22 protein-coding genes and 1 pseudogene are annotated in these 17,399 nt (G+C 70.9%); 11 read left to right on the forward strand and 12 right to left on the reverse strand.

All coding sequences use genetic code 11. From position 1 onward, the window contains the following. Window positions 1-95: 95 nt before the first annotated feature. The 3 genes from ACZ6SA_RS27270 (at window position 96) to ACZ6SA_RS27280 (ending at window position 2,651) form a co-directional block, all read left to right on the forward strand. Window positions 96-1,286 carry a L,D-transpeptidase gene (locus tag ACZ6SA_RS27270; protein WP_347648113.1) on the forward strand — a complete coding sequence of 397 codons (1,191 nt, stop codon included), beginning with the start codon at window positions 96-98 and terminating at the stop codon, window positions 1,284-1,286. A gap of 5 nt (window positions 1,287-1,291) precedes the next feature. Then, a complete protein-coding gene (locus ACZ6SA_RS27275; RefSeq protein WP_347648112.1) occupies window positions 1,292-1,792 on the forward strand; it encodes a GNAT family N-acetyltransferase in 501 nt (166 codons plus the stop codon). 91 nt (window positions 1,793-1,883) lie between these two features. After that, window positions 1,884-2,651, forward strand: coding sequence for a nucleotidyltransferase family protein (locus ACZ6SA_RS27280; protein WP_465831233.1), 768 nt, complete (start codon window positions 1,884-1,886; stop codon window positions 2,649-2,651). A gap of 138 nt (window positions 2,652-2,789) precedes the next feature. On the opposite strand, the gene ACZ6SA_RS27285 is transcribed toward ACZ6SA_RS27280, so the two are convergent. Genes ACZ6SA_RS27285 through ACZ6SA_RS27300 form a run of 4 tightly spaced genes read right to left on the reverse strand, consistent with a single transcriptional unit; the run spans window position 2,790 to window position 4,917 of the window. Next, the gene (locus ACZ6SA_RS27285; protein ID WP_347648110.1) at window positions 2,790-3,551 is read right to left on the reverse strand and encodes an ABC transporter permease; all 762 of its coding nucleotides are present in this window, start codon (window positions 3,549-3,551) and stop codon (window positions 2,790-2,792) included. A 9-nt stretch (window positions 3,552-3,560) separates the two neighbouring features. Beyond that, complete coding sequence (locus ACZ6SA_RS27290) at window positions 3,561-4,325, reverse strand: ABC transporter ATP-binding protein (protein WP_347648109.1); 765 nt, start codon at window positions 4,323-4,325, stop codon at window positions 3,561-3,563. Then, on the reverse strand, window positions 4,325-4,738 hold the full coding sequence (locus ACZ6SA_RS27295) for a DUF1048 domain-containing protein (protein ID WP_347648108.1): 414 nt from the start codon (window positions 4,736-4,738) through the stop codon (window positions 4,325-4,327). Before ACZ6SA_RS27295 ends, ACZ6SA_RS27290 begins: the two co-directional genes overlap by 1 nt. Continuing rightward, entirely contained in the window at window positions 4,735-4,917 is a 183-nt protein-coding gene (locus ACZ6SA_RS27300) for a hypothetical protein (protein ID WP_465831236.1), read from the reverse strand. Before ACZ6SA_RS27300 ends, ACZ6SA_RS27295 begins: the two co-directional genes overlap by 4 nt. Before the next feature lie 725 nt (window positions 4,918-5,642). Here ACZ6SA_RS27300 and ACZ6SA_RS27305 point away from each other — a divergent pair. Beyond that, window positions 5,643-5,789: pseudogene (locus tag ACZ6SA_RS27305) on the forward strand (hypothetical protein); the annotation flags it as partial. 27 nt (window positions 5,790-5,816) lie between these two features. Here the strand turns inward: ACZ6SA_RS27305 and ACZ6SA_RS27310 are convergent. Next, a complete protein-coding gene (locus tag ACZ6SA_RS27310; RefSeq protein ID WP_465831238.1) occupies window positions 5,817-6,362 on the reverse strand; it encodes an alpha/beta fold hydrolase in 546 nt (181 codons plus the stop codon). A 78-nt stretch (window positions 6,363-6,440) separates the two neighbouring features. Between ACZ6SA_RS27310 and ACZ6SA_RS27315 the strand changes: the two genes are divergently transcribed. Next, window positions 6,441-6,599 carry a hypothetical protein gene (locus ACZ6SA_RS27315; protein ID WP_465831240.1) on the forward strand — a complete coding sequence of 53 codons (159 nt, stop codon included), beginning with the start codon at window positions 6,441-6,443 and terminating at the stop codon, window positions 6,597-6,599. Window positions 6,600-6,916: 317 nt separating this feature from the next. Here the strand turns inward: ACZ6SA_RS27315 and ACZ6SA_RS27320 are convergent, their stop codons facing one another. The 4 genes from ACZ6SA_RS27320 to ACZ6SA_RS27335 form a co-directional block, all read right to left on the reverse strand. After that, window positions 6,917-7,225, reverse strand: a complete 309-nt coding sequence (locus ACZ6SA_RS27320) for a DUF1048 domain-containing protein (RefSeq protein WP_465831242.1) — start codon at window positions 7,223-7,225, stop codon at window positions 6,917-6,919. A 1-nt stretch (window position 7,226) separates the two neighbouring features. Then, complete coding sequence (locus tag ACZ6SA_RS27325) at window positions 7,227-7,583, reverse strand: DUF1048 domain-containing protein (RefSeq protein ID WP_347648103.1); 357 nt, start codon at window positions 7,581-7,583, stop codon at window positions 7,227-7,229. After that, on the reverse strand, window positions 7,580-7,906 hold the full coding sequence (locus ACZ6SA_RS27330; protein WP_347648102.1) for a PadR family transcriptional regulator: 327 nt from the start codon (window positions 7,904-7,906) through the stop codon (window positions 7,580-7,582). The genes ACZ6SA_RS27325 and ACZ6SA_RS27330 overlap by 4 nt, the downstream gene beginning before the upstream one ends. Before the next feature lie 393 nt (window positions 7,907-8,299). Next, on the reverse strand, window positions 8,300-9,145 hold the full coding sequence (locus tag ACZ6SA_RS27335; RefSeq protein ID WP_465831245.1) for an NAD(P)H-binding protein: 846 nt from the start codon (window positions 9,143-9,145) through the stop codon (window positions 8,300-8,302). Between the two features lie 80 nt (window positions 9,146-9,225). Between ACZ6SA_RS27335 and ACZ6SA_RS27340 the strand changes: the two genes are divergently transcribed. After that, complete coding sequence (locus tag ACZ6SA_RS27340) at window positions 9,226-10,221, forward strand: AraC family transcriptional regulator (protein WP_465831247.1); 996 nt, start codon at window positions 9,226-9,228, stop codon at window positions 10,219-10,221. 162 nt (window positions 10,222-10,383) lie between these two features. Here the strand turns inward: ACZ6SA_RS27340 and ACZ6SA_RS27345 are convergent, their stop codons facing one another. Then, window positions 10,384-11,931 (reverse strand): alpha/beta hydrolase, encoded by a 1,548-nt coding sequence (locus ACZ6SA_RS27345; protein WP_465831249.1) that lies wholly within the window; start codon window positions 11,929-11,931, stop codon window positions 10,384-10,386. Window positions 11,932-12,107: 176 nt separating this feature from the next. On the opposite strand from ACZ6SA_RS27345, the gene ACZ6SA_RS27350 reads away from it, so the two are divergent. Together ACZ6SA_RS27350 and ACZ6SA_RS27355 are read left to right on the forward strand one after the other, a co-directional pair. Continuing rightward, window positions 12,108-13,349: a sensor histidine kinase gene (locus ACZ6SA_RS27350; RefSeq protein WP_465831251.1), complete on the forward strand. Its 1,242-nt coding sequence runs from the start codon at window positions 12,108-12,110 to the stop codon at window positions 13,347-13,349. Then, the gene (locus ACZ6SA_RS27355; protein WP_465831253.1) at window positions 13,301-13,951 is read left to right on the forward strand and encodes a response regulator transcription factor; all 651 of its coding nucleotides are present in this window, start codon (window positions 13,301-13,303) and stop codon (window positions 13,949-13,951) included. The genes ACZ6SA_RS27350 and ACZ6SA_RS27355 overlap by 49 nt, the downstream gene beginning before the upstream one ends. Window positions 13,952-14,014: 63 nt before the next feature. Here ACZ6SA_RS27355 and ACZ6SA_RS27360 read toward each other — a convergent pair whose 3' ends face one another. After that, complete coding sequence (locus tag ACZ6SA_RS27360) at window positions 14,015-14,743, reverse strand: phytanoyl-CoA dioxygenase family protein (protein WP_465831255.1); 729 nt, start codon at window positions 14,741-14,743, stop codon at window positions 14,015-14,017. A 51-nt stretch (window positions 14,744-14,794) separates the two neighbouring features. Beyond that, window positions 14,795-15,748: a radical SAM protein gene (locus ACZ6SA_RS27365; RefSeq protein WP_347648095.1), complete on the reverse strand. Its 954-nt coding sequence runs from the start codon at window positions 15,746-15,748 to the stop codon at window positions 14,795-14,797. Window positions 15,749-15,941: 193 nt separating this feature from the next. On the opposite strand from ACZ6SA_RS27365, the gene ACZ6SA_RS27370 reads away from it, so the two are divergent. The 3 genes from ACZ6SA_RS27370 to ACZ6SA_RS27380 all read left to right on the forward strand — a co-directional run bounded on the left by ACZ6SA_RS27370 (window position 15,942) and on the right by ACZ6SA_RS27380 (window position 17,174). Further along, window positions 15,942-16,265, forward strand: a complete 324-nt coding sequence (locus ACZ6SA_RS27370) for a DMT family transporter (RefSeq protein ID WP_443152678.1) — start codon at window positions 15,942-15,944, stop codon at window positions 16,263-16,265. A gap of 61 nt (window positions 16,266-16,326) precedes the next feature. Beyond that, window positions 16,327-16,881 (forward strand): GNAT family N-acetyltransferase, encoded by a 555-nt coding sequence (locus ACZ6SA_RS27375; RefSeq protein WP_347645167.1) that lies wholly within the window; start codon window positions 16,327-16,329, stop codon window positions 16,879-16,881. Beyond that, window positions 16,878-17,174 (forward strand): DUF952 domain-containing protein, encoded by a 297-nt coding sequence (locus ACZ6SA_RS27380; protein ID WP_443152677.1) that lies wholly within the window; start codon window positions 16,878-16,880, stop codon window positions 17,172-17,174. The genes ACZ6SA_RS27375 and ACZ6SA_RS27380 overlap by 4 nt, the downstream gene beginning before the upstream one ends. Window positions 17,175-17,399: the final 225 nt, after the last annotated feature.

Consider the following 17,399-nt stretch of genomic DNA (forward strand, 5'->3'; position numbering starts at 1 on the left):
AATGTGACCGAACTCTCCTAAATCATTCGTCGTCTCACTTGCAGGAGCATTATGGTTTTTGGGGTGCCTTGGTGCCCTTATGGGAAAGGATCGTCTTGAACGCTGCGCCTGCTTGGAGGAAGCCCGCCACCGCGTTCGCGCTGCTCACTGCGGCGGCGCTGACGGCCTCATGCTCCGGTGGCGCACCCTCGGGAACCCCTGACGCGCCCGAGGCCACCACCTCGGCCACCCCGCAGGCGCCCACCATCAAGATCACTCCCGCTGAGGGCAGCGCCAAGGTCAGCCCGGAGAAGAGAATCACCGTCGCGGCCTCCGGCGGCGCCCTGGAGGACGTCACCGTCGAGGGCGACGACGAGCCGGTCCAGGGCCGCTTCAACGCCGACAGGACCCGGTGGATCTCCAAGACCCCGCTCAAGCCGTCCACCGACTACACGGTCACCGCCAAGGCCGGCGCCACCTCCTCCACCAGCGGCTTCACCACCGCCAAGCCCGAGCGAGCGCTGCAGGTCGTCGACGTCACCCCCAACGCCAAGGGCGAGACCCTCGGCGTCGGCGCGCCCATCATCGTGACGTTCAACCAGCCCGTCACCAGCAAGGCCGCCATCGAGCGCGCCCTCGATGTGGAGGCGGAGAAGCCCGTCGACGGCGCCTGGCGCTGGGTCGCCGACAACAAGGTCATCTACCGCACCGCCAAGTACTGGCCGGCCCACCAGACGGTGAAGTTCCACGCCGATATCACCGGCATCAAGGGCGGCAAGGGCCTCTACGGCGTCAAGGACTACACCGCGAACCTCAAGATCGGCGCCAAGCAGATCAGCAAGGTCGACGTCGCCAAGCACATGATGTACGTCTACAAGGACGGCAAGCGCGTCAAGACCATGCGCATCAGCGCCGGCAAGGCCACCACCCGCGAGTACACCACCACCTCCGGCGTGCACCTGACCATGGAACGTGCGAACCCCGTCCGCATGATCTCCCCGGGCCGCAAGAAGGGCGACCCCGAGTACTACGACGTCATGATCGACCACGCGGTGCGGATCTCCAACTCCGGCGAGTACGTCCACGCCAAGAACAACGTCTGGGCCCAGGGCAGGCAGAACGTCAGCCACGGCTGCATCAACGCCCGCCCCGACCAGGCCAAATGGTTCTTCGACAACGTCCAGCGCGGAGACGTCGTCGACGTCAAGGGCACCGACCGCGACCTAGAATGGAACAACGGCTGGGGCTACTGGCAGCTGTCGTTCTCCAAGTGGAAGAAGGGCAGCGCCCTGAAGGAGAAGACCTGACCTCCATGCACATCCGCAAAGGCGACGGCGGCGACGTCCCCGCCGTGCTGGCCATGTTCGACAGCGCCGTGGCCTGGCTGGTCTCGCAGGGCCGCACCGGCCAGTGGGGCAGCCGCCCGTTCACCGGCGACGACAAACGCGCCCAGCAGATCGCCGGCTGGGCCGAAGGCGGCGGCATGCGCATCGCCGAGGTCGCCGGCCGGCCCGCCGGCTGCCTGGTCGTCGGCGCCCCCCACGACTACGTCACCCCCGCCGCCGAGAGCGAGCTGTACGTCCAGTGCCTGGTCATCGACCAGGCCTTCGCCGGGCAGGGCGTCGGCCGGGCCCTGCTCGATCACGCCTACGAGCGGGCCCGCGAGCTCGGCGTGAGCCTGCTGCGCGTCGACTGCTACGCCGGCGACGACGGCCGCCTGGTCGCCTACTACGAAAGTTGCGGCTTCACCCGCACGGCCCCCTTCACCGTGGGGGAGTGGCCGGGCATGCTCCTGCAGCGCCGCGTCACCTGAACCCGCGACCTCCCCTGCCGGGCCGTGACCGCGCGGCGGCTGCGGGCCGAACCCGGCGACCGGCCGCCCCGAGCCCTCCTGGATTGCCGACATGACCATCGACGATCTCATCCCGTCCGCCGGGGAGTCGCCGCCCGCCTCGCGGCCGGTGACTCAGGCCGTGATCCTCGCCGGCGGGCAGGGCTCACGCCTGCGCCCCTACACCGACACCCGGCCCAAGCCGATGGTCGAGATTCCCGGCACCGGCCTGCCCATCATCGGCCACCAGCTGGAATGGCTGGCGGCCGAGGGAGTGAGCGACGTCGTCATCTCCTGCGGCTACCTGGCCGAGGTGGTGCTCGGCTGGCTCGGCACGGTGTCCCTGCCCCTCAAGGTCATCCCGGTGGTCGAGACGGAGGCGCTCGGACGTGGGGGCGGCCTGAAGTTCGCCGCCGCCTCGCTGCCGCGCCCCGGCGAGCCGTGGTACGCCACCAACGGCGACATCTGGACCCGCTTCGGCCTGCGCGCCATGGCGGCCTTCCATCACGAGCGCGACGCCCACGCCACGCTCGCCCTGGCCCGCCCACGGCTGCCGTGGGGCACCGTCGACGTCGACCGGTTCGGCAACGTCCTCGACTTCGTCGAGGCACCGCCCTCGCCCTGTCCGGTCAACGCCGGCGTCTACGTCTTCTCCGCCGCGTTCGCCTCGATGCTGCCGGACAGGGGCGACCACGAGCGCAGCACCTTCCCGCACCTGGCCCGCCGGCGCCGCCTGGCGGGCTACGAGTTGCCGCAAGGGGTGTACTGGCGCGCCATCGACACGGCCAAGGACCTGAACGAGGCCGCCGAGGAACTGGCCGCCTTCCGCTCCCGGTCGTGACGGCCGGTGCGCCTGACCGCTGTAACCACGTCCACGCGATGCCGTGAAGCAGTTCTCCTGTCAGGCCGCCTCCGGCGCGCCGGAGGCGGCCTGACAGGGGACGGGGTCGAGGGATCATGACATGCGCGATGGACTCGCCTAGGAGATCTTGCGGCGGTACGTGCTCATGGCGATGCCGTACGCGACGGTGAGGATGCCGGCGCACCAGGCGAGGGCGATCCAGATGTCGGTGCCGACCGGCTGCCCGGTGAACAGGGCGCGGATGGCGTTGACGATGGAGGTCACCGGCTGGTGTTCGGCGAAGACGCGCAGCGGGCCGGGCATGGTGTCGGTGGGCACGAAGGCCGAGCTGAGGAAGGGCAGGAAGATGAGCGGGTAGGAGAACGCGCTCGCGCCTTCCATGGTCTTGGCGGACAGGCCGGGGATGACGGCGATCCAGGTCAACGCCAAGGTGAACAGGATCAGGATGCCCGCCACCGACAGCCACGCCAGCACTCCCGCCGAGGAGCGGAAGCCCATCAGCAGGGCCACGAGCATGACGACTACGAGGGAGATCAGATTGGCGACCAGCGAGGTCAGCACGTGCGCCCACAACACCGACGACCGCGCGGTCGGCATGGACTGGAAGCGCTCGAAGATGCCGCCCTTCATGTCCATGAACAGCCGGTACGCGGTGTAGGCGATGCCGGAGGCCACCGTGATGAGCAGGATGCCGGGCAGCATGTAGTTCACATACGAGTCCGACCCTGTTCTGATCGCGCCGCCGAACACGTAGACGAACATCAGCATCATGGCGATCGGCATGATCGCGGTGGTGATGATGGTGTCGGGGCTGCGCGTGATGTGACGCAAGGAGCGTCCCAGCAGGACGGTCGTGTCGGTGAAGAAGTGCTTGCTCATCGTTGTTCCTCAGGCCTTCGTGCCGACGAGGGTGAGGAAGACGTCCTCGAGGGTCGGCTGCTTCTCGACGTATTCGACTTTGGCGGGCGGGAGCAGTTGCTTGAGCTCGGCCAGGGTGCCGTTGACGATGATCCGGCCCTCGTGGAGGATCGCGATCCGGTCGGCGAGCTGTTCGGCCTCGTCCAGGTACTGCGTGGTGAGCAGCACCGTGGTGCCGCGGCCGGCGAGTTCCTTGACGGCCTGCCAGACCTCGATGCGGGCCTGGGGGTCGAGGCCCGTGGTCGGCTCGTCGAGGAAGATGACGGGCGGGTTCCCGATGAGGCTCATCGCGATGTCCAGGCGGCGGCGCATGCCGCCGGAATACGTCGCGACCTTCCGTCCGCCCGCGTCGGTGAGGGAGAAGCGGGCGAGCAGCTCATCCGCGATAGCGCCCGCGTCCTTGAGATGCCGCAGCCGGGCGACCAGCACGAGGTTCTCCCGCCCGCTGAGGATCTCGTCCACTGCGGCGAACTGCCCCGTGAGGCTGATCGACGCGCGTACGTCCGCGGCCTGGGCGGCGACGTCGAAGCCGTTCACCCGTGCCGTCCCCGCGTCGGCCTTGAGCAGCGTGGAAAGGATCTTCACGGCCGTGGTCTTGCCCGCCCCATTGGAGCCGAGCAGGGCGAAGATGCTGCCCCGCGCCACGGTGAAGTCCACGCCGCGCAGCACCCGCAGCTCCTTGTACGACTTCTCCAGGCCCTGCACCTGGATCGCCGCAGCTTGCTGTGTCGTCATCAGTCCGTCCTGTCCTTCGTCGTGGAGTTCTCGCCGGCGGCTCGCTCGACGGCGCTGGCGAGGCGGTTGCGCTCCCGGTTCCTGTACTGGCCGAGGGGGTAGTTGGCCACGAACGCCTCGACGAACTCCACCGGGTCCTCGCCGAAGATGTCGCGGATGGGGGTGCCGTCCGCCGCGGCCTGCTCGAACAGCTCGGCAAGGTCGTCGTACATCGCCATCGCCCCGGCGCCGTCGACCGGCCCGAAGTGCATCAGGTACCGCTCCAGCGCTTCGACCGCGATGCGGTAGTTCTCGGGAAGCTGCTTGATACGTGCCTTGTACCGCCGGTAGCGCTTCTTCTCCTCCAGCGATCCGGTGACTATCTCGAAGTACTGCTGGTAGCGGCTCTTCGGCTCGCTCGTTCCTGTCGTCATGTCTCCTTGCCTCCCGTGCGGAGCTGTTCGAGCCGGTCGGCCGGGAAGCCCCAGGTCCGCCAGAACTCGTCGATGTCGGAGAAGCGCTGATCCCGCAGCACGCCGTGATCTCGTAGCCGTAGGCGGGCCGGCTGGACAGGGGGCGCCAGGACGATGCCCTCCAGCGTTCCCTTGGGCATCTCCGTTTCGAGCCTGTCCCGGGGATGCCTTGCCGGCCGTGGACTACTCGGTGGTGCTTACTACCGGTACAAAGTATCACCGACTACCTGGACCGAGCAACACCGCATGGATGAGGTGCAGAGCGGAAGCTTGAGAGCGTGGGAGCGGACTGCGCCATCGCCGAACGGTTCATGGCATCCACCATCACCGAAAGCGCTGACACCGGACCGTTGCCGCGCTGACACGGCCGCCGACGCGACGTCGCCCGCAGGCCAGGGCAGGGTCCTGCAGGGCTCGCACGGGGTCGTTAGTGTACGTTCCCGTTTCGGCGCAGCCCTACGTAACGGTCCGATCGCTTATCGTTCGGCTCGTGGTGCTTGGGTTCTATGGTGCGGGCCATGCCGGTCGAGTTCCTTAGTGATCAGGACCTGGGCGGACGCCTGGCGGCCAACGCCGACGTGCGGGTGGACGGGCAGGGGAAGATCCACCACGAGCGACAAGGCGATCAAGGATCCGCCGTCGCTGATCGATCTGCGCAAGCGGGTGGCGGCCATGCTGCCCCCGCATCGACATCGGGGACCAGGTCCTGGAGGTGATGGGCTGGGTGCCGCAGTTCCTTCCTCGCTGACCGCCCTGTCCGGCGGGACGAGCCGGATGGCGGACCTGAACGTCACCGTGGCGGCCTGCCTGACCAGCCAAGCCCTCAACATCGGATACGGGCCGGTCCAGCCCCGGCGTACCCGCGCTGGACCGGCGCCGGATCGGGCACGCCGGCCGCACCTACCTGCGCGCCGCCGGTTTCACCGCGGCCAACCCGCACCTGGTCGAGGCCCAGGCCGCCATCGGCTTCGCCCGGGCGCTGGGTGGCGGGATGGTCGCCGCGATCGACGGCATGCGCTTCGTCGGTGCGGGGCTGTCGTCAGGTGCGGCTGTCGCGGAGGAAGTCGCGGATGAGGGTGCCCCACTGCTCGGGCTGCTCGACGAAGGGGAGATGCCCGGTGGGGATCTCGGCGTAGCGAGCCTCGGGGATGGCGTTGCTGAGCTGGCGGTGGTGGTGCGGGGTGACGAGCTGGTCGAGCGTGGTGGAGATGACGAGGGTCGGCACCCTGAGCGCCGTGAGATCAGCCCGTACGTCGACGTGGTTGATGAGCAGGTCGAGGTGCTCCGGCGCGCCCGGCGGGGTCGTGGCCGCGGTGGTCTTGATGGCCGTGTCGAGGTCGTCCTGGCTGACGGCGTCCAGGGCGGGGGCGCTGAGGCCGATGAGGGCCAGGAAGCCGGCCAGGTGCTCCAGGTCGTTCGCGCGGAGCAGGTCGCGCCACATCCGGGCCGCGAGCAGGAACCGCGGGTTGGGGTGGGCGAAGCCCGCGGTGAGGACCAGAGCGGTCACGCGATCAGGGTGACGAGTGGCGGCCCGGATGGCGACCGGGCTGCCGAGCGAGTACCCGGCGATGGCGAAGGTCTCCACGCCCTCCTCCACGGCGGTGGCGACACCATCGCCCAGGTCCTGCCCTGCGTCCGCGACGACGGCCCGAACCTTGCGCCCGTGTGCTCCGACCTGGTAGCGCAATTGCGCAAAGAGCGCGAGCGCATCACCCACGCGATCAAAGACCTGCAGGCGTCACAAGGCATGCTCGACGCAGTCATTGCCGCCGGCCCGGCCGACGCCGCCCCAGCGATCCAGCAGCCGGCGTCAAAGGGCTGATGTCGACCGAGCCCTGGTGGCATCGGCTCTCCGTTCTCATAGCCTCGATCATGTACCGAAACCCGGCTCGGTGACGGCTGTTTTCAACGTTGATTCCGTGTCGGGGTTTCGGACGCTTCCGAGAGGTCGACGGACACCCTCACAGCCAGGACACGAAGATCACCGTCGCCAGGCGTCACCCACCAGCCGATCCACCCCGAAACCATGATCACAGGTGGGCTGCGCCGAAACGGGAACGTACGCTAACGACCCCGCGCGAGCCCTGTAGGACCCTGCCCCGGCCTGTGGCAAGGCGCTTACCGTACGGACCGGTTCCACTACAGGTCCACCCCCGACTCCTGATGAATATCCGCGCGGGCGCGCGAGTCCTTGATCAGGTCGTCGCAGAAGGCAGCGACATCGTTGCCGACGAGTTCCAGGACTCCCTTGCCGGTCGCGACGCCCTCCTCGAAGAAATCGATGATCCCCGAGAGCGAGAGCCCGTCAAGCAAGTCGATCGGTCCGGCCTTGAAGAGGTACCTCTGCATCTCCTTGTAGACGATCTGATAGTCCGGCGGGAGCGCCTTGACCCGCGCCATGTGCGCCCGCCACCGCCTCTTGCCCTCGATGACGTCTTGGATGCCCACGTCAGCCTCCTAGCCGGCCCACTTTCCTTGCGACGTTCCTGTTCAACTGCTCGCGCCACCGGTCGCGATAGCTGCGGGCCCTCTCTCCGCCGGCCAGCTCCGCGCAGAAGCCCTCGAAGTCGTCACCCAGCACCTGGCGCACGCTCCGCCCGCCGGACGCCGTCTCTTCGAGCAGCCCCAGGGCGCCGTCGAGAATCGGCATCAGGTTTCGACCTGTGAAGTCCGAGTAGGGAAAAAGATGGACCTTGATCTCTTCCCACGCCGCCCGGTAGTCGGCCGGCAATGCCTCGGCCCGGGCTTCGAACGCCTTCCATTCCCTGGTGAGATCGCTGCCCGTCATGGCCTCCCAGAGGTTCATCTCCCACCCTCCTTCAGCTTGTCGATCCGTGATGTGATGTACTCCCATTTCGCCCAGAACGTTGCGAGTCTTTCGCGTCCCGCGTCGTTGAGCGCGTAGAACTTGCGCGGCGGCCCCAGCCCGGACGGTCGTTTCGTGACCTGGACGAGCCCGTTCTTTTCCAGCCGCAGCAGGATGGTGTAAACCGTCCCCTCGACGACGTCGGCGAAGCCGAGTTCGTTCAGCCGACGCGTGATGGCGTACCCGTAGGTCTCCTCGCTCCCGATGATTTCAAGCACGCATCCCTCAAGCGTGCCCTTCAGCATCTCCGTCAGGTCGTCCATCGCGGATCCTCTTCGGTTCTCCTGGTATATTGTGCCACCGAGTACCACTACATGGTACCAAAGAGTAGTGCCTTGGCAAGCGGCGAGCACCGACCACGGCAACGATTCTCGACCTGGTCGCCGCCGGCTGCACCACCATCGAGTCAGGGCGCTGCCGGCAGCACGCATCACGCTCTGCAGCGCCGCGACCGCGTCCCCCGCCGTACGGGTCATCGTGCAGAGGTGATCGGCGTGGCGGCGGCCTTGATCGTGATCTCTGCCCGGGTGGCGTCGCTCATCTGGGTGGGGGCGCGGTGGTGGAGGCCGGGCGGTGGCTCGGGAACCGGCGGTCGTCCAGGCCCGTGATGGCCCTGGATGGCCGCCGGTTCTGATGGGTCATCCCGGATGAGGAGGTCAGGCCGGCCAGCCACCTGCGGCGGCAGTGGACCTGGCGAATTCGGCGAAGGTCCGCGGTGGGCGGCCAAGGGCCCGCTGCACACCGTTGGAGACGTATTCGTCCTTGCCCGTCCTGAGGGGCTCGATGACGTCCGCGAAGCTTTCGGCGTCCGCAGGCGGCCATCCCTGCTGGACGAGTTCGGCGACGTAGCCCTGGACGGAGAGCGGCACGTACCGTACTTCGCGGCCGGTGGCCTCAGAGATCGTGGCGACCGCCTCGCCCAGCGTCACCGCTCGAGGGCCGGACAGCTCATAGATCTGGCCCGCGTGCCGGTCCTCGGTCAGCGCGGCGACCACCACCGCGGCGATGTCCTCGGCATCGACAAAGGCGGTCGCCCCGTCGCCGGCGGGGAGCCGCAGTTCACCGGCACGGACGGCGTCGGCGAAGAAGCCCTCGCTGAAGTTCTGCGCGAACCAGCCCGGCCTGCTGATCGTCCACTCCAGCCCGCTCTCCCGCACGGCGGTCTCGCTGTCGAGGAGGCCCTCCAGGACGCCGCTGCTGTCCTGGGCGTAGCCGGGCATGTCGATCCCGCGCCCGGAGGCCAGTACGATTCGCCGCACCCCGTGCCGCGCCGCCCGCTCGACGAACGGGCGGACGAGCTTGGTGCCGTCCAACTGCACGATGTAGATGGACCGCACGCCCTCCAGAGCGGCGTCCCAGGTGCCCCGGTCGGTCCAGTCGAAGACGTGCTCGCCGTTGCGGCCCGCCGCGCGAACCGGCAGGCCCCTGGCCCGCAGTTGGCTGACGACGCGGCGGCCGGACTTCCCCGTCGCACCGGTCACCAGAATCGGAAGTTCAGTCATGGCCCCAGCCAACCGGCTGCCGACGGGACAGACCATGGCCGGATAGCTCACTTTGATGTCTCAGCGTCTACAGTGGGGGCGTGGACGCCGTGTCGCAGCTACTGGCAGAGGTACGCGCGCGCGGCGCCGTCTTCCGGCGGACCATCATGCGACCGCCCTGGGCACTGCGGATGGCCGGCGGCGCCCCGCTGACCCTGGCCGTGATGCTGAACGGTCACGCCTGGATCGTTGTCGACCAGCACGAACCGGTCCCCATCGGCGTCGGCGACATCGCCGTCGTCCGCGGTGATGTGCCCTACACCGTGGCCGACGACCCCGCGTCCACACCCTCGCTGGTGGTGACCAGCGCCGACTACTGCCCGGGCGCCGAAGGCGTCGACCACGCCTCCAGACCCGCCCGGACCTGCGGAACGCCATCCGACGAGGCCCCCGTGCTGGTCAGCGGTGCTTTCGAGCGCTGGGGAGAACTCAGTGACCGGCTGCTGCGGGCCCTGCCCGCTGTGCTGGTGGTGTCGACCGAGGGAGGCCCTTACCCATCGGCGGAGATGGTGGCCGAAGAGATCGCCCAAGACCGTCCGGGACAACAGCTGGTGCTGGACCGGCTACTGGACCTCATGCTGGTCTCCGCGCTGCGCACCTGGTTCGACAACCCCGACACCAACGCCCCGGCGTGGTGCCGCGCGCTGAACGATCCGGTCGCAGGCGCCGCGCTGCGACTGCTCCACGACGCCCCCGCCCACCCGTGGACGGTGGCGGACCTGGCCTCCAAGGTGGGGGTGTCGCGGGCGGCGCTCGCCCGGCGCTTCACCGCGCTGGTCGGCGAACCGCCGATGTCCTACCTCGCGAGCTGGCGGATCGCCCTGGCCGCCGACCTGCTGCGCGAGACAGACCACACGGTGGACACGATCGCAAGGAAGGTGGGCTACGCCAATGCCTTCGCACTGAGCGTGGCGTTCAAACGACTGCGCGGCACCCGCCCCAGCGACCACCGGAGCCCGATACCCGTGCCCCACACACCCGCCGGTCCAGCCCCAACCGTCCTGCCCCCCGGGTCGCCGCGGCTGACGGCGCCGTAGTGACCTCGCCGGGACGAACCCCGACCACGGCGGATCCGCCGTCTGGACAGCAAGCCCCAACCGGTCCACCGGCCCTCCGGGTCCACGAACGCCGGGGCCGCCCCTGAACGAGGCAGCCGAGGAAGTGGCCGCCTTCCGATCCCGGTCGTGACGCCCGGCCGGTCAGCGGATTTCAGGGCCGGCCGGACAGGACACGTCCTTGCCGGGCAGGGCGCCGCGGCCGATCCAGCCGGCGATGAGGGCGTCGGCGCAGCCGTTGCCGTTGCCGAGAATGCCGTGGTTCCATCCCTGCACGGTGACGAACGCCGCCCTCCTGCCGAAGGCGCGGCGGGTGGCCAGCGCCCCGCCGAGGTCGGAGATCCGGTCGCGGGTGTTGTTGAGCATGAGGATGTTGCGCGGGCCGCGGGGGCCGGCCTTGACCGGTTCGCCGGCGGGCCCGCCCGGCCAGAAGGCGCAGGCGTCGACGCCGGCGAACCCGCCCTGGGTGATGGGGTAACGCCTGGCGTCGGCCCGGGTGTTGCGCCGGTACACCTCCAGCTCGCGCGGCCATGCGGTGTCGGAGCACCGTACGGCGAGGTAGGCGGAGACCTCCCCGTCGCCGCCTGCGGTGACGGCGTCGGTCAGCGCGCTCAGAAGCTCGTGGACCGCCTTCTCGCCGGGCGCTCCCGGGAGCCGGTCGAGATGCTGGAGCAGCCCGGCCAGGGCGGGGAATGTGGTGTCGGAGCGCAGCAGCGCGTACGCGGCCATGCGCAGCCGGCGGCCGTCGACCGTGAGGTCGACGACGCCCGCCGGGTCGGCGTCCAGGCGTCCGGCCAGCGCCAGGAAGCGGGCGCGGACGGCGGGGGCGTCCGCGCCGAGCGGCAGGCCCTGGCCGGCGGCCCAGGCGGCGAAGTCGTCGAAGCGGCGTTCGGTGGCCCGTCCGATCAGCCGGTTCTGGTGGTACCAGCCGTGCTGGCTGTCGACGTTGGAGTCCAGGGTGACGCGGTCGGTGTGCCGGGTGAACATCGTGGCGTAGGCGACGCCCAGGTAGGTGCCGTAGGAGTTGCCGTAGAAGGAGATCTTCTCCTCGCCCAGTGCCCTGCGCAGCAGGTCCATGTCCCTGGCGGTGTCGGCGGTGGTGATGTGCGCCGACACGGGCGCGGCGTTGCGCGCGCAGGAGGCGGCGATCGACTCGGCCATGGAGGCGTCGCCGGGCCGCGGGAACGGCACCTGGGCGTCGATGATCTGCTCGCCGGTCAGACCGCAGGAGATCGGGTTGCTCCTGCCGGTTCCGCGCGGGTCGAACCCGATCAGGTCGTACTGCGCGAAGGCCCGCTGCACGGCCGGAGGGCCCATGACGGCGAAGGCGACCGTACTGGCCAGCCCGGGCACGCCCGGGCCGCCGGGGTTGGACAACATCACGCCCCGCCGTCCCGGCCCGGCGGCCGGCACGCGGGAGACGGCGATGGCGATCGTCCGCCCGCGCGGCCTGCCGTAGTCCAGGGGCACCCGCAGGGTGGCGCACCTGGCCTCGGCGGGCCAGCCGCCTGAGGGCGCGGAACCGGCGGGGCACGGCCCCCAGTCCCGGTCGCGGAGCAGCGGCCCGTCGGCGGCCCATGCTGCGGTGGCCGGCCCGTGGGTGGCCGGCCCGTGGGTGGCCGGCCCGTGGGTGGCCGGCAGGGAGACGGCCACGAGGGCCGAAACGGCGGTGATCGTGAGGCGTGCGCGCACGGGTGAACTCCTTCGTCGCTGGGATGGGACCCATCCTCACGACCGCCCGCACCGGCCACCACGGAGCTGAACCTCCACCCGGCCGGGGCAGGGACCCCCACCGGGAGGGGGGTCCAGGTCTACTGCGCGGCCATGCGCGGGGCGCGACAATAGGCCCCGACGAAGGGAGACGAAGGATGTTCGTGCAGCGGTTGCGCGCCGACGCACGGCGCCGCACGGCCTCCGCGGGCCACCTCGCGCTCGGCCTCGCCGCAGGCGTCGCGGCGTTGTCGCTGACAGCACTTGTCCTGGCCGGGCTGGTGGCGCTGCCCGTGGCAGGTCTGGGCCTGCCCGTGCTGGCCGAAGGGCTGGCGCTGGTCCGGGTGCTGGCCGGGCTGCAGCGCGAACGGGCCGCGCGCGTGCTCGGCGCCGCCCACGGCGACCCGCTCCCCACCGTCAGGCCACCGTACGGTGGCGGGCTCGTCCGGCGGCTCGGCGCGCGCCTGCGCGACCCGCGCACGCGGCGCGAGCTGCGCTGGCTGCTCGCCTTCGGGCCGCTCGCCATCGCCACCGCGCTCCCGCCGGCGGGGCTGCTGCTCGCGGCCGCGGCGGTGATCAGCAAGCCGAAGGACCTGCCCGGCAAGGTGGCCGAGGCGTTCGTGGCCGCGCTCCTCCTCCTGACCGCGTGGCTCCTGCTGCCCTGGCTGAGCCGCCTGCAGGCGAAGGCGACCTGGCATCTGCTGATGCCATCCGACCGTGCGGAGCTGGCCGCGCGCGTGGCCCAGCTGACCGCCTCGCGGACGACCGCCGTCGACGCGCAGGCGGCCGAGCTTCGCCGCATCGAGCGCGACCTCCACGACGGCGCCCAAGCCCGGCTGGTCGCGCTCACGATGAGCCTGGGACTGGCCGAGCATTCCATCGCCGGCGACCCCGAGCACGCGCGCCGGCTCGTGGTGGAGGCGCGGGAGTCGGCGACCACCGCGCTGGCCGAGCTGCGGGATCTGGTCCGGGGCGTTCACCCGCCCGTACTCGCCGACCGGGGCCTGCCCGGCGCCCTCGAGGCCGCCGCGATGTTGTGCCCGGTGCCGGTGCGCACGCACCTCGGCGTGGCCGGGCGTCCTTCGCCGCCGGTGGAGTCGGCGATGTACTTCGCCGCCGTCGAAACGCTGGCCAACATCGCCAAGCACAGCTGCGCCGGCCGCGCCTGGATGCGCCTGACGTACGAGGAGGGCGTGCTGCGGCTCGTCGTCGGCGACGACGGCGCCGGCGGCGCTCGCCCCCGTCACGGCAGCGGCCTGGCCGGCATCCGCGAGCGCCTGTCCGTCTTCGACGGCGCCCTCGCCGTGCGCAGCCCTGCCGGCGGGCCCACCGAGATCATCATGGAGGTGCCGTGCGCGTTGTCGTCGCCGAAGACCACGCTCTGCTCAGAGACGGGCTGATCCGGCTGCTGGGCGCGCACGACTTCGACGTCGTCGACGCCGTGGCCACCGGGCCGCTGCTGCTGGACGCGCTGACCCGGCACCGGCCGGACATCGCCGTGGTCGACGTACGGCTGCCGCCCACCCTCACCGACGACGGCCTGCGCGCGGTCGTCCAGGCCCGCCGCACCCAGCCCGGCCTGCCGGTGCTGATCCTGTCGCAGTACGTCGAACAGCTCTACGCCAGAGAACTTCTCTCCAGCGGCAACGGGGTCGGCTACCTGCTCAAGGACCGCATCGGCAAGGTCGCCGAATTCGTCGACGCCGTACGGAGGGTGGCCGCGGGCGGCACCGCGATGGACGCCGAAGTGATCGCCCAGCTGCTCACCCGGCGCGGCCGCGACGAACCGCTCTCCGGGCTGACGGCGCGCGAACGCGAGGTGCTCGAGCTCATGGCCGAGGGACGCTCGAACGCCGCCATCGCCGGCAGGCTGTTCATCACCGAGAAGTCGGTCGGCAAGCACATCACGGCGATCTTCCTCAAGCTGGGACTCGCCCCTTCCGACGACGACAACCGGCGGGTGAGAGCCGTCCTGACCTACCTGCAGTCCGGCTCACGCTGAACCTCCCGCGTCCTCGCACCCGCCCGCCGGGGCGCTCCGGCGCGCACCCCCGCAGGCGGGCCGTCACGACCAGCCCGCGGCCCTGCCCAGCGGGGAGTCGTCGCCCGGGGCCAGCGGCCCGGCCAGGAACACCGGCGCCTGCGCCATGAACCGCGGCCGCTCACCCCGATGCTCCTGGGCGGCGTGCACCGTGAACGGATGCACGACGTACACGTCTCCCGGCAGGCCGGTGGCCAGCTCCACCGGCCGTTCCCGCCCCGCCGCGTCCAGCAGCGGCCCCAGCTCTGCCGGGTCGTGCACCCGCTCGTCCAGCAGGGCGGCCACGTCCCGCTGGCTGCCGGCCCGGACCCTGGTCGGCGCGTCGTCCGGCCCCACCTCCGACATCAGCACCAGCAGCAGCAGCGTCTGCGGACGCCCGCTCACCCCGTAGCCTCCGTCCGGCAGAACGGTGTTGGCGTCGATGTGCCAGCCGCGGTCATCGGCCGGCGCCACCCCCGGGAACCGCACCGGGATGTTGCCCGCGCTGCCGCGCGGCACCCACCTGCCGTGCCCCGCCACCGCGTCCAGCGCGGCGCGCAGCCGCTCACTGCCCATGATCTGCCCGAACGGCCCCTCACCGGTCAGGTCGGCGGTCCACACCACCGGCTTGGTCCACCCCGAAGGGTCGTCGGGAGACAGGCCGATGCGCTGCCACAGCAGCGCCCTGGCCGCGTCGCCCACCTCGCGCGGCACCACAGCCTCGACCTTGGCGAACCCGCGCTCGGCGAACGCCTCTCCATCGATGACATTCATGGCCAGCACGCTAGCAGCGCCGTCGAACCCTTTTTGCCGACGTCTCCGGGCTCACACGAGGGCGAGCTGCGCCGCCCTGGGCTCGAGCGGCCGCGGCGGCGGCGCCCCGCACGCCATCCCGTACACCTGGCACAGCCCGGCGATCTGCCCCGTGATGCGCTCCTCGTAGCCGGGGGAGGGCAGGCCCGCACGATCGTAGAGCTCCTCATAGCGCTCCACCAGGTGCGGATGCGCCCGTGCCAGCCACTGCGCATACCACGCCCGGGTGCCGGGCGGCAGCCGCAGCACCACCGGCTCCACGGCCCGCGCGCCCGCCCCCGCGATGCGCCGCACCGTGGCCGTCAGCTGGTCGGCGGCGTCGCTGAGCAGCGGCAGCACCGGGGCCATCAGCACCCGGCAGTCCACGCCCGCCTCCACCAGCGCCGACACCAGCTCCAGCCGCGCCTGCGCGCCGGGCGCGCCCGGCTCGACCGCCCGCCGGATCCGCTCGTCGACGAACGCGATCGACACCGCAACCCGCGCCCCCGCCCGCGCCAGCAGCCCGGCGTCGCGCAGCACCAGCGCGCTTTTGGTGTAGACGGTGAACGGCACCCCCGCCCCTGCCAGCGCCGCGATCACGCCGGGCATCAGCCGGTAGGTCTCCTCGGCCGCCTGGTAGCAGTCGCCGCTGACCCCGACGGCCAGTTCCCGGCCGTCCCAGCGCGCCAGCTCCGCCCGCAACCGCGCCACCGCGTTGGGCTTGACCACGATGCGCGTGTCGAAATCGCCGCCCGCGTCCAGCCCCAGCCGCCGGTGCCCGCCACGGGCGCCGCACCCGAGACAGGCATGAGCGCAACCGCGGTAAGGGGACAGCGCCCACCTCTGGGCGATGCCCGCGGCCTGCGGCACCCGCTCGATCATCGTGCGGGCCTGCAGCTCGTAGAAGCCGCCACGCACCACCGCGCGCCGCTCGATCAGCGGGCGATCGTCGGCGGCCTCAACCAGCGAAAGCGCGTCCCAAGCCACACCCCCCAGTGGAACACGCATTCGACTGCGTTTTCAAGCGGTTCCCGCACACCCGCCCGCTCCCCGCCGGCCGGACGCGCCGCGACGTGGGGCGCGCGCCACGCGTCGGCCGGCACCTCGCCCAGAGCCGCGCCACAACCCCCGGCCTAAAGTGGTACGCCCGCACCGCTCACCGTCTGGGGGATGACCACCCATGGCCTGGCTCCTGCTCGCCCTCGCCATCGTCTCCGAGGTCCTGGCCACCTCCGCGCTCAAACTCAGCAACGGCTTCACCCATCTCGGCTGGAGCGCCGTCGTGGCCGCCGGCTACATCGTCTCCTTCGTCCTGCTCGCCCAGGCGCTCAAACTCCACCTCGAGGTGGGCACCGCCTACGCCGTCTGGTCCGGCGCCGGTACCGCCGCCATCGCCCTGATCGGCGCCGTGTTCCTGGGGGAGACCCTCACCCCGCTCAAGATCGGCGGCATCCTGCTCATCATCGGCGGCGTCGTCGTCCTCAACCTCGCGGGCGCCCACTGACCCAGCCACCGGCGACGGAAAACTCTTTGCCGCCCCCGCCACCGCTCCCTACACTGCCCCCGTGCTCAAACCCCACTATCCCCTCACCACCGACCGCCTCACCCTGCGGCCGTTCACCCCGGGCGACCTCGACGCCGTCCACGCCTACGAAAGCCTTCCCGAGGTCACCCGCCACCTCTACTGGGGGCCCCGCGACCGCGACACCAGCCGCGCCTTCCTCGACAAGAAGATCTCCCAGACCGCCCTCCTCGACGAGGGCGACGCGCTCGACCTGGCCATCACCCTGAGCGACAGCGGCGAGCTCGTCGGCAACTGCCTGCTCATCTGGACCAGCAAGCCCAACCGCCAGGGCGAGATCGGCTACGTCCTGCACCCCGGCCACCACGGCCACGGCTACGCCCCCGAAGCCGGCCGCGCCCTGCTCCGCCTCGCCTTCGACAGCCTCGGCCTGCACCGCGTCATCGGCCGCCTCGACGCCGCCAACGCCGCCTCCGCCCGCGTCCTGGAAAAGCTCGGCATGCGCCACGAGGCCACCTTCATCGACAGCGAGATCGTCAAGGGCGCATGGGTCAGCGAAGCGGTCTACGCCATCCTCGACCGCGAATGGACCGCATGACGATCCACCATCTCGCCCTGCGAGCCGACTGGCACAGCGCCCGCCAGGCGGGGGAGTACCGCGTCTCGACCCTGGGCCGCTCCCTCGACGACGTGGGCTTCATCCACTGCAGCCGCGACCTGGCCCAGCTGCGCGGCGTCCACTCCACCTTCTACGCCGACGTCACCGAGCCGCTGCTCGTTCTCGACATCGACCCGGCGGGCCTGGACGTGCGCCTCGAAAACGGCTTCCCCCACCTGTACGGCCCCCTGCCGGTCAGCGCGGTCACCGCCGTCCGCCCCTTCACCGCCTGACCTCTCCCGGCCTCCGAGGAGGCCAAGCGCAGAGGACACCGGCAGCGACCCGCGCCTTCTCCGCCTGCCGGTGCTCTGCGACGAGGGCCTCGGCGGGCCTTCTCGACCCCGGCGGGCAGGGCGCACCGGCGGCGGCTGTCCGGGGCCACCTTTGACGCTGGAGGACGAGTTTGCCGAGTAAGCTCACGCCGCACCTGGTCGTGGACAGTGCCCGCCCGCTGCAGC

Source organism: Nonomuraea sp. NPDC049378, from assembly GCF_055586745.1.